9 protein-coding genes are annotated in these 10,446 nt (G+C 73.2%); 4 read left to right on the forward strand and 5 right to left on the reverse strand.

Features of this window, described 5'->3' with window-relative positions; all coding sequences use genetic code 11:
- The 3 genes from ACZ7H1_RS18025 to ACZ7H1_RS18035 all read right to left on the reverse strand — a co-directional run.
- The coding region (locus ACZ7H1_RS18025) for an MFS transporter (RefSeq protein WP_470787941.1) at positions 1-1,324 on the reverse strand (1,324 nt) is incomplete at its 3' end.
- A 252-nt stretch (positions 1,325-1,576) separates the two neighbouring features.
- Positions 1,577-2,233, reverse strand: coding sequence for an MBL fold metallo-hydrolase (locus tag ACZ7H1_RS18030; protein ID WP_470787740.1), 657 nt, complete (start codon positions 2,231-2,233; stop codon positions 1,577-1,579).
- A 9-nt stretch (positions 2,234-2,242) separates the two neighbouring features.
- On the reverse strand, positions 2,243-2,935 hold the full coding sequence (locus tag ACZ7H1_RS18035) for a maleylpyruvate isomerase family mycothiol-dependent enzyme (protein WP_470787741.1): 693 nt from the start codon (positions 2,933-2,935) through the stop codon (positions 2,243-2,245).
- Positions 2,936-3,106: 171 nt separating this feature from the next.
- On the opposite strand from ACZ7H1_RS18035, the gene uvrA reads away from it, so the two are divergent.
- Positions 3,107-6,139 carry an excinuclease ABC subunit UvrA gene (gene uvrA, locus ACZ7H1_RS18040; protein ID WP_470787743.1) on the forward strand — a complete coding sequence of 1,011 codons (3,033 nt, stop codon included), beginning with the start codon at positions 3,107-3,109 and terminating at the stop codon, positions 6,137-6,139.
- Between the two features lie 50 nt (positions 6,140-6,189).
- Here the strand turns inward: uvrA and ACZ7H1_RS18045 are convergent, their stop codons facing one another.
- Positions 6,190-7,050, reverse strand: coding sequence for a carbohydrate kinase family protein (locus tag ACZ7H1_RS18045; RefSeq protein ID WP_470787943.1), 861 nt, complete (start codon positions 7,048-7,050; stop codon positions 6,190-6,192).
- 78 nt (positions 7,051-7,128) lie between these two features.
- Between ACZ7H1_RS18045 and ACZ7H1_RS18050 the strand changes: the two genes are divergently transcribed.
- Positions 7,129-7,545, forward strand: a complete 417-nt coding sequence (locus ACZ7H1_RS18050) for a Rieske (2Fe-2S) protein (RefSeq protein ID WP_470787745.1) — start codon at positions 7,129-7,131, stop codon at positions 7,543-7,545.
- Positions 7,546-7,607: 62 nt separating this feature from the next.
- On the opposite strand, the gene ACZ7H1_RS18055 is transcribed toward ACZ7H1_RS18050, so the two are convergent.
- Positions 7,608-8,582: a hypothetical protein gene (locus ACZ7H1_RS18055; RefSeq protein ID WP_470787747.1), complete on the reverse strand. Its 975-nt coding sequence runs from the start codon at positions 8,580-8,582 to the stop codon at positions 7,608-7,610.
- A 238-nt stretch (positions 8,583-8,820) separates the two neighbouring features.
- Here ACZ7H1_RS18055 and ACZ7H1_RS18060 point away from each other — a divergent pair, with 238 nt between their 5' ends.
- Together ACZ7H1_RS18060 and ACZ7H1_RS18065 are read left to right on the forward strand one after the other, a co-directional pair.
- Positions 8,821-9,447 carry a papain-like cysteine protease family protein gene (locus ACZ7H1_RS18060; protein WP_470787748.1) on the forward strand — a complete coding sequence of 209 codons (627 nt, stop codon included), beginning with the start codon at positions 8,821-8,823 and terminating at the stop codon, positions 9,445-9,447.
- A gap of 5 nt (positions 9,448-9,452) precedes the next feature.
- Positions 9,453-10,253, forward strand: a complete 801-nt coding sequence (locus ACZ7H1_RS18065) for a hypothetical protein (RefSeq protein ID WP_470787944.1) — start codon at positions 9,453-9,455, stop codon at positions 10,251-10,253.
- The last annotated feature ends 193 nt before the right edge of the window (positions 10,254-10,446 follow it).

Here is a 10,446-nt window from a genome sequence, read left to right on the forward strand (position 1 = left end):
AGAGAAAAGCGTTTCTTGGGCGCCCTGGCCGGGGGTTGGAGGGGCAGGAGTGCACCGGCCGGGGGGGGCCCCCCCCCCCCCCCGGCACCGTTTCCGGCAGCAGCGCGAAGCAGCACAGGCTGACCAGCGCGATCCCCGTCAGATAGGTCGCCACGCCCCACGGCGGCCCGTCCCCGTCCGCCAGCGCCGTCGCCACGACCGGGGTCAGCGCCCCGCCGAGCACCCCGCCCAGGTTGTAGCCGACGGCGGCGCCCGTGCAGCGGACCCGGGGCTCGTACAGCTCCGGCAGGTACGCCGCCACCACCGCGAACATCGTCACCATGCCCAGCAGCGCACCGGTGAAGCCCACGGTCATCGCCACTGGCCGGCCCGTGTCCAGCAGCGCGACCATCGGGAACATCCACACCGCCACCGCGGCGCAGCCGGCCAGGCACAGCGGCCGCCGCCCGTAGCGGTCGCCGAGCAGCGCGAAGGCGGGCGTCGTCACCCCCTTGAGGGCGACGGCCGCCATGATGCACGCCAGCATCGTCGTCCGGCCGACGCCGAGGTGCTCGGTCGCGTACGCCAGCGACCAGGTGGTCACCGAGTAGAAGACGGCGTACCCCGTCGCCAGTGCGCCGCCGGTCAGCAGGACCAGCCGCCAGTGCCCCCGGAAGACCTCCTTGAGCGGGGCGTCCGCCCGCTCCCCGGACTCCGCGAGCCTGCGGAACTCCGGCGTTTCCTCCAGCGTGGCCCGCAGCAGCAGTCCGCCGGCCGCCAGCAGCCCGGCCGCCCAGAACGGCACCCGCCAGCCCCAGGAGCGGAACTGCGCGTCGGTGAGCGCGGCCGACAGCCCCAGCATCACGCCGTTGGCGAGCAGGAAGCCCACCGGCGGGCCCATCTGCGGAAAGCTCGTCCACAGCCCGCGCCGCCCGGCCGGGGCGTGCTCGGCGGTGAGCAGGACCGCCCCGCCCCACTCCCCGCCGAGCCCGAGCCCCTGGAGGAAGCGCAGCACCAGAAGCACGACCGGGGCCGCGACCCCGATCGAGGCGTACGTGGGGACGCAGCCGACGGCGACCGTCGCGAGGCCGGTGAGCAGCAGCGAGGCGAAGAGCACCGGGCGCCGTCCGTACCGGTCGCCGATGTGGCCGAAGACGGCCGAGCCGAGCGGGCGGGCCACGAAGCCGACGGCGAAGGTGCCGAAGGCGGCCAGGGTCCCCGCGAGCGGGGAGAAGGTCGGGAAGAACAGCGGGCCGAGGACGAGGGCGGCCGCGGTGCCGTAGACGAAGAAGTCGTAGAACTCGATGGCGGTGCCGGCGAGCGCGGCGGCGGCCAGCCGCGGCATGCCCGGCCGGGCGGGGGCGGGGGTGTGATCGTGCATGCAGCTCCACCTACCCGGCCGGCCGGTGGTCGCGGAGCGCATTGCGCCTTCCTCAGCCGTAAGGACTGCGCCGGACCCGGCCTTGACGCCGTACCCCGTACCCGTCCCCCGGCGCCCCAAGGCCGCGGCCCGGGCGCTCCCGGAAGATCGGGAACGCCCGGGCCGCGGGTCGTCGGCAAGAGTCGGGGGCCGGTCCGGAGCCGGCCGCCCGGGGGGTCACCAGCCGCGCTCGCGCCACTCCGCCAGGTGCGGCCGCTCGGCACCGAGCGTGGTGTCCTTGCCGTGGCCCGGGTAGACCCAGCTCTCGTCCGGCAGCTGGGCGAACAGCTTGGTCTCCACGTCGTCCAGGAGGGACGCGAAGGCCTCCTTGTCGCCCCGGGTGTTGCCCACGCCGCCGGGGAAGAGGCAGTCGCCGGTGAAGACGTGGGGGTGGCCGTGCGGGTCGTCGTACACGAGGGCGATGGAGCCCGGAGTGTGGCCGACGAGGTGGCGCGCGGTCAGCGACACCCGCCCGACCGTGACCGTGTCGCCGTCGTCCACCGCCACGTCGGTGGCGACGGGAATGCCCTCGGCGTCGAGCCGTCCCGCGTACGTCCGCGCTCCGGTCGCCGCGACGACTTCCTCGAGCGCGCCCCAGTGGTCACCGTGCTGGTGCGTCGTGACGACGGACGCGATGCCGTCGTCACCGATGAGCGCGAGCAGGGTGTGCGCCTCGGCGGCCGCGTCGATCAGCAGCTGCTCGCCGGTGGCCCGGCACCGCAGCAGGTACGCGTTGTTGTCCATGGGACCCACCGCGACCTTGGAAATCATCAGGTCTGCGAGTTCGTGCACATCCGCAGGACCGCCGACCTTCACCGCTCCGCTGTATGTCATGACGGCAGCCTATAGCGGGGGGAGCTGGGGCAGGCCGTCGCCGTCGACGGTCAGGCGGGCGCCCTTGTCGCCGCGGCCGGCGAGCCAGCCGAGCAGCTCGGCGGAGGTGCCGGTCAGGGTGACGGGCTTGCCGTCGTCGGAGCCCGTGTGCCAGAGGCCGGCGCCGTCCGACGGGACGAGGGTGACCGCGGGGACCTCGGGGCGGCCGGTCCAGCGGTCGGCGAGGAAGGCGATCTCGCGGGCCGTGAAGTCCCGCGGGAGGTGCTCGAGCTCGTAGCCGATGTCGAGGTCGACGTGGTGCAGCTCGACCTCGATGAGGCGCCGGAAGGGGACGTTCGCGGCGGCGTCGGTCACGCCGTTGCGCAGCTCGACGGTCCGGGACCAGTCCTGCGGCGCGTCGGACGTGGCCAGGAAGCGGGCCGTGCTCTCGCGCAGGTCGGCGAGGTGCACGTCGAGGGGGCGGGGTGCGTCCCGCTCGATGTCCGCCTCGCGGGCGTCGCCGCTGATGTACATGGGACGGCCTTCGAACACGTTGACGAGGGCGTCGGCGTTCCGGGAGAGGTGGGCCAGGATGTGGCCGCGCGTCCAGCCGGGCAGGCGGGACGCCTCGGCCAGGGCTGCGTTGTCCAGGGCCGCGACCCCGGCCAGCAGCCGGTCGGTCGCTTCGCGTAGGGATGCCAGGTCGCGCACGTGATCGTTCATGGGGCCGACGATAGCGCCGCCACTCCTTCGGGTGAAGGAAGCCGCCGAGCACCGTAAATCGAATGCGCGTGCTATAAGCTCGGAATTCGAACCGCGGCACACTTCCGTGGCCGCCCCCATACCCTGGGACAGGGGACCCCGTCCCCCGGCTCTCTCAAGAAAGGTGCGGACGTGACCGACCGTCTCATCGTCCGCGGCGCACGCGAGCACAATCTCAAGAACGTCTCGCTCGACCTGCCCCGCGACTCGCTCATCGTCTTCACCGGGCTCTCGGGGTCGGGCAAGTCGTCCCTCGCGTTCGACACGATCTTCGCCGAGGGTCAGCGCCGCTACGTGGAATCGCTGTCCTCGTACGCCCGCCAGTTCCTCGGCCAGATGGACAAGCCGGACGTCGACTTCATCGAGGGGCTGTCCCCGGCCGTCTCGATCGACCAGAAGTCGACCTCGCGCAACCCGCGCTCGACGGTCGGCACGATCACCGAGGTCTACGACTACCTCCGCCTGCTCTTCGCCCGCATCGGCAAGCCCCACTGCCCCGAGTGCCGCCGCCCGATCTCGCGGCAGTCGCCGCAGGCGATCGTCGACAAGGTCCTCGCACTGCCCGAGGGCAGCCGCTTCCAGGTGCTCTCGCCGCTGGTGCGCGAGCGCAAGGGCGAGTTCGTGGACCTCTTCGCGGACCTGCAGACCAAGGGCTACAGCCGGGCCCGGGTGGACGGGGAGACCATCCAGCTCTCCGAGCCGCCGACGCTCAAGAAGCAGGAGAAGCACACCATCGAGGTGGTCGTCGACCGCCTCACGGTCAAGGACAGCGCCAAGCGCCGGCTGACGGACTCCGTGGAGACCGCGCTCGGGCTCTCCGGCGGCATGGTCATCCTCGACTTCGTCGACCTCGCGGCCGACGACCCCGAGCGCGAGCGGATGTTCTCCGAGCACCTCTACTGCCCGTACGACGACCTGTCGTTCGAGGAGCTGGAGCCGCGGTCGTTCTCCTTCAACTCCCCCTTCGGCGCCTGCCCCGACTGCACCGGCATCGGCACGCGCATGGAGGTCGACCCTGAGCTGATCATCCCGGACGAGGAGAAGTCCCTCGACGAGGGAGCGGTCTCGCCCTGGTCCCTCGGCCACACCAAGGACTACTTCCAGCGGCTGGTCGGCGCACTCGCCGAGGAGCTCGGCTTCCGTACGGACATTCCCTGGGCCGGGCTCCCGCAGCGCGCCCGCAAGGCCCTGCTGTACGGGCACAAGACGCAGATCCAGGTGCGCTACCGCAACCGCTACGGCCGCGAGCGGGCCTACACCACCGCCTTCGAGGGCGCGGTGCCCTTCGTCAAGCGGCGGCACTCGGAGGCCGAGAGCGACTCCAGCCGCGAGCGCTTCGAGGGCTACATGCGCGAGGTGCACTGCCCGACCTGCGAAGGCACCCGCCTCAAGCCGATCGTGCTCGCCGTGACGGTGATGGAGAAGTCCATCGCCGAGGTCTCGGCCATGTCGATCAGCGAGTGCGCCGACTTCCTCGGCGAGCTGCGTCTCGACGCCCGCGACAAGAAGATCGCCGAGCGCGTCCTCAAGGAGGTCAACGAACGCCTGCGCTTCCTGGTCGACGTCGGCCTCGACTACCTCTCCCTGAACCGCGCGGCCGGCACGCTCTCCGGCGGCGAGGCCCAGCGCATCCGGCTGGCCACCCAGATCGGCTCCGGTCTGGTCGGCGTGCTGTACGTCCTCGACGAGCCCTCGATCGGCCTGCACCAGCGGGACAACCACCGGCTGATCGAGACGCTGGTGCGGCTGCGGGACATGGGCAACACCCTGATCGTCGTGGAGCACGACGAGGACACCATCAAGGTCGCCGACTGGGTCGTGGACATCGGCCCCGGCGCCGGCGAGCACGGCGGCAAGGTCGTGCACAGCGGCTCGCTGAAGGAGCTGCTGAAGAACACCGAGTCGATGACCGGGCAGTACCTGTCGGGGAAGAGGTCCATCGGGATCCCCGACGCCCGCCGGCCGGTGAACGGCGAGCGCCGGCTGACCGTCCACGGCGCGCGGGAGAACAACCTGCGCGACATCGACGTGTCCTTCCCGCTGGGCGTGCTCACGGCGGTCACGGGCGTCTCGGGCTCCGGCAAGTCCACCCTGGTCAACGACATCCTGTACACGCACCTGGCGCGCGAGCTGAACGGCGCCCGCTCGGTGCCCGGCCGGCACACCCGGGTGGACGGCGACGACCTGGTGGACAAGGTCGTGCACGTCGACCAGTCCCCGATCGGCCGGACCCCGCGGTCCAACCCCGCCACGTACACCGGCGTCTTCGACCACGTCCGCAAGCTGTTCGCCGAGACGATGGAGGCGAAGGTCCGCGGCTACCTGCCCGGCCGCTTCTCCTTCAACGTGAAGGGCGGCCGCTGTGAGAACTGCTCCGGCGACGGCACCATCAAGATCGAGATGAACTTCCTGCCGGACGTGTACGTGCCGTGCGAGGTCTGCCACGGCGCGCGCTACAACCGCGAGACGCTGGAGGTCCACTACAAGGGCAAGTCCATCGCCGAGGTGCTGGACATGCCGATCGAGGAAGCGCTGGGCTTCTTCGAGGCGGTGCCCACGATCGCGCGCCACCTGCGCACGCTGCACGAGGTCGGACTCGGATACGTCCGGCTCGGCCAGTCGGCGCCGACCCTGTCGGGCGGCGAGGCGCAGCGCGTCAAGCTGGCCTCGGAGCTCCAGAAGCGCTCGACGGGCCGGACGGTGTACGTGCTCGACGAGCCGACGACGGGTCTGCACTTCGAGGACATCTCGAAGCTGATCAAGGTGCTGTCCGGCCTGGTCGACAAGGGCAACTCCGTCATCGTCATCGAGCACAACCTCGACGTGATCAAGACGGCGGACTGGGTCATCGACATGGGCCCGGAGGGTGGCAGCGGCGGCGGTCTGGTGGTGGCCGAGGGCACCCCGGAGCAGGTCGCCTCCGTGGGCGCGAGCCACACGGGCAAGTTCCTGCGGGACGTCCTGGGCGCGGACCGGGTCAGTGACGCCGACGTGTCCCCGGCCCCGTCCGCGGCCGGGAAGACGGCGGCGAAGAAGACGGCTGCGCGCAAGACGGCCGCGGCGAAGTCCGCCTCGGCCGCCACGAAGTCCGGCGCCGCCGCGAAGAAGGCCGCTCCGGCGAAGGCCGCACCCGCCAAGAAGGCCACCCGGGCCCGCAAGGCCTGACACCCGGTCGGCGAGCCGGCCGCCCGGGTCCGTCCCGATGCGGTCCCTCCCTACAGCTCGGACGCGTAGGGCGGGTCCGCACCGGGACGGGTGCAGGTCACGGCGGCAGCGCGGGCCGCGAAGGCCAGGGTCGCGGGCCAGTCCCACGGTCCGGGCCCCGAAAGCCGGTGCAGCAGCGCCGCGTTGACGGTGTCGCCCGCGCCGATGGTGTCCGCGACCTCGACCCGGCAGGCCGGCACGGCGTACTCCTCCCCGGAACGGGTCGTCACCGACATGCCCGCCCCGCCGCGGGTGAGCACCACGGCCGACGGGCCCGCGGTCAGCCAGCGGTCCACCCCGCCGCCCAGCCACCGGGCGTCTTCCTCGGAGAGCTTCAGCACGGAGACGTACGGCAGCCAGGACAGGAAGCGGGCCCGGTAGGCCGCCGGGTCCGGGATCAGGCCCGGCCGGATGTTCGGGTCGAGCAGGGTGAGCAGGCCGCGCCCCGACTCCCGGCGCAGCAGCGCCTCGTAGGCGCTCGCGCCCGGCTCCAGGACCAGGGAGCAGGTACCGAGCGCCAGTGCCCGGGCCGCGGCGGGCAGGGCCGGGGGCAGGGCGAAGAGCCGGTCGGCCGTACCCGAGGTGTAGAAGCCGTAGGCTGCGGAACCGTCCTCGCCGACCGAGGCCACCGCCAGGCTGGTCGGCTCCGGGCCGCGCTGGACGAGCGACAGGTCCACTCCGGCGTCCCGCAGTCCGGCGAGCAGGGTGTCCCCGAAGCCGTCCGTGGAGACGCGCGAGCAGAAGGCGGCCGGGGCCCCGAGCCGTCCCAGCGCGAGCGCGGTGTTGTACGGACCGCCGCCGGGGCGGGGCAGCAGTGCTCCCGCGGGTGCCGGTACCAGGTCGATCAGGGCTTCTCCGCCGACGACGATCACCGGGGGACGGTATCCCATGCGGCCCGCCCCGGTATCGTCGGGAGGACCCGCCCGTCCGTCCCCCTGTGTGGAGAACTCATGTCCGAGCAGTCAGCCGCCCGCCGTACCGTGCTGAAGGGAGCCGCGCTGGCCGGGGCCGGCATGACGCTGGCGGCCTGCTCCACCGAGACGAACAGCGGGGGCGGCACGCCCGCGACCCCGACCGCCCCGGTCGAGCTCGGTGCGGCCTCCGCCGTCCCGGTCGGCGGTTCCAAGCTGTTCCGCGAGCGCAAGCTGCTCGTGAGCTGCCCGGCCGAGGGCCAGTACAAGGCCTTCAGCGCCCAGTGCACCCACGCCGGCTGCGTGCTGGACAAGATCGAGGACGGCGAGGGGAACTGTCCCTGCCACGGCAGCCGCTTCGACGTCACGACGGGCAAGGTGCTCCGGGGTCCGGCCACCGACCCGCTGCCCGAGGTGCCGGTCAAGGCCGAAGGAGGCCGGCTCATCGCGGGGTAGTCCCCGCCCGCCGGCGGTCAGCCACCCGGGCCCCGGCCCCCGGCATCTCGGTCCCCGGCCTCTCAGTCCCAGTCCCAGGCGATGCCGAGCAGGCCGCGCCGTACGCCCTGTTCGACGAGGTGGACGGCGCGGTGGCGGCCGTTGGGGGTGAGGTCCGCCAGGTCCGTGCGCGGGGCGTCCGGCGCGGACCGGGCGAAGCGGCGGCACCGTACCGGCAGGGCCGCCTCGTCGAAGCGGACCTGGAGCACGTACTGACCGCCCGCGTAGCTGAAGCCGCGGACGTACTCGCCGCTGTGGCCGCCCGTGCCGTCCTCGAAGCCGTACCCGAAGACGTACGTGTCGCCGCAGCGCAGCCGGGCGTCGAACAGCAGCTCGGCCACGACCACCCCGGTCCGGCGGTCCCAGCGGACCCGTCCGGTACGGCAGTTCTCGTGCGCGAGCGCCTCGACCCGTGAGGGGTCGCAGCCCGGATCGCCGTGGTGGATGGCGAGGTAGCGGTCGATCCCGTCGCGGTGGGCCCGGACCACCTGCTGGGACTCGCGGCCCTGGAGCTCGCGGCCGGGGCCGATGCGTACGCGCTCGTGGTGTATGACGGTGTGCAGACCGCCGTCGGCGGGGACCTCCAGCCCGGCCAGCAGCTGCTCCACGGCGGCCCCGGCGGCGACCAGCGAGCGGTAGGAACGGGCGGCCGGCCGGGCCGTGTCGGCCGCCGTGGCTGCGGGTTCCAGCAGCCGGACGAGAGCCCCGTCGGGCAGCTCCAGTATCTGTTCCAGGGCGCGTACGGCCTTGAGGGACTCCGCCCGCTGCGGGCGCCGTGCACCCTGCTGCCAGTAACTGAGGCTGGTCACGCCGACCTTGATGCCGCGGGCCGCCAGCCGGTGCTGGACGCGGTGCAGCGGCAGGCCGCGGACGGCGAGGGCGGCCCGCAGGGCGAGGTGGAAGGGGCCGCCGCGCAGCAGCTGCGCCAGCTCGTCCGGGTCGGCCGCCCTGTCCCAGGCGCCCGCGGTGGCCGCACCGGGGCCAGTGGTCCGCCGCATGCCGACTCCTCTGTGAACGTTCACGTGCGGTCCGGCGGAGAGGACGGGGAACCGCGCCGGTGGCGCCCGGGGGCCAGGTGGCAGGACGGTGGCCGTTCACACCGCAGTCTCGCCGTTCACACTGCAATGTCACCGTGTATTGAAGCGTGTTGACCTGATCGCGACAACACCCTGATGCTCCTCCACAGCGTCCGGACGCGCTCCTCCAGATCCCCACCCCCCGCCTGGAAGGAACGCGATGCGCAACCGAAACAAACGGCGGCTGTCCCTGGCCGCCGCCGTCACCGCCCTGCTGCTCGCCCTGCCCACCGCCACCGCAACCGCCGCGGCCGGTGGATCCCCGCAGGACCGGCAGCAGGCGCCCCGGCCGGCCTCGGCCGCACTGGCCTACAAGCGACTCGGCATCACCATGCAGGCGCAGCAGAAGACCAACTGGTGCTGGGCCGCGGGCGGCAACACCATCGCCACGTGGTTCGGCCGCAACTACTCCCAGAACCAGTTCTGCAACGCCGCGTTCAACCGCCAGCAGGGCTACGACTGCCCGAACAACCAGGCCACGCTGGGCAACGTCCAGACCGGCCTGAACTGGGCCGGCATCAGCTCCGGCTCCTACGTCAACGGCTGGCTGCGCTATTCCACCGTCCAGACCGAGATCAACTACGACCGCCCGATCGAGACCCGGATCCAGTGGTCCAACGGCGGCGGCCACATGCACGTGATCTACGGCTACGACACCGCCGACAGCTGGGTCTACTGGGGTGACCCGTGGCCCTCCAGCGACCGGTACAACTGGGCCTCGCACGCCTGGTACGTGAACAACAGCTCGTTCTCCTGGACCCACTCGCTCTACCGGATCGGGGCGTGACCGCGATGAGCCGGACGATCCCGAAGACCCTTGCCGCAGTCGGCGCCGCGGCCGCCGCCCTCCTCGCCCTCGCCCCCCAGGCCGCGGCCGCCACCCCCCACCCCCCGGCCGCCGATGCCGCGAGCCGCGCCGCGGCCCACCGGGCCGCCGCCGCGCCCGCGACCCTCGGCACCCTCTCGCGGTTCTTCGCCCGCGAGGGCAAGGTCTCCACGGCCGCGGCCAAGCCCCGGATCGAAGGCGGGGCCGTCCCCGTCCACTACCTCTCCCCGGAGTTCGTCGCGGGCAAGGCCGGCGCCCCCGTCGCCCGCGTCGAGTTCCTCGTCAGCAAGGCGGTCTCCGCCGACGGGCAGCTCGCCGCGCTCTGGACGGCGAAGACCCCCGCCGGCTGGCAGGTCGTGAACATCGCGACCGGGGACGACGAGTTCCGCTACGCCGCCCGGGGCGCCCGCCGGCTCCCCGGCGGCACGGTCTTCCGCGAGCCGCAGATCGACGCCTGGTACGTCACCAAGGGCGCCAGGGTGCTGCCCCTGGACCAGGACGCCGTCCGCGCGGTCGGCGCCCGGGGCACCACCCTGAGCGCGTACCGGGCCCGCGTGGCCGCGGCGTACGGGGACAAGCTCCCCGGCTCCGCGTACGCCGAGGCCGGCAAGGCCGGCGGGTATGCGGAGCCCGCTGCCCCCGCGCCGGAGTCCGGTACCGGCGTGACCCTCGCCACCGGGGCCGCGTCCGCCGCGGGCGCACTGGCGCTCGGCGCGGTCGGGGCCGTCGCGGTGCGGCGCTCCCGCCGCACCGGCACCACGGCCTGACCCGGCACGGCCTGACCCGGCACGGCCTGACCCGGCACGGCCGGTCGTCACTGCCCGACCGGCACGGCCCGGCACCGCCCGACCCGGCACCCGGCCCGGTCCCCCCACCAGGGGGCCGGGCCGGGCGGGGGGGGGGGGGGGGGGGTGGGGTGGGGGGTGGGGGGGGGAGGGGGGGGGGGAGGTAGTGCTGTTC

Source organism: Streptomyces sp. NPDC037401 (genome assembly GCF_055602345.1).

Bases quoted from the DNA above. Each gene is read 5' to 3' on its own strand.
- ACZ7H1_RS18065 (WP_470787944.1), top strand. From the start codon at position 9,453: ATGAGCCGGACGATCCCGAAGACCCTTGCCGCAGTCGGCGCCGCGGCC.
- ACZ7H1_RS18060 (WP_470787748.1), top strand. From the start codon at position 8,821: ATGCGCAACCGAAACAAACGGCGGCTGTCCCTGGCCGCCGCCGTCACC.
- ACZ7H1_RS18050 (WP_470787745.1), top strand. From the start codon at position 7,129: ATGTCCGAGCAGTCAGCCGCCCGCCGTACCGTGCTGAAGGGAGCCGCG.
- ACZ7H1_RS18030 (WP_470787740.1), bottom strand. From the start codon at position 2,233: ATGACATACAGCGGAGCGGTGAAGGTCGGCGGTCCTGCGGATGTGCAC.
- ACZ7H1_RS18035 (WP_470787741.1), bottom strand. From the start codon at position 2,935: ATGAACGATCACGTGCGCGACCTGGCATCCCTACGCGAAGCGACCGAC.
- ACZ7H1_RS18055 (WP_470787747.1), bottom strand. From the start codon at position 8,582: ATGCGGCGGACCACTGGCCCCGGTGCGGCCACCGCGGGCGCCTGGGAC.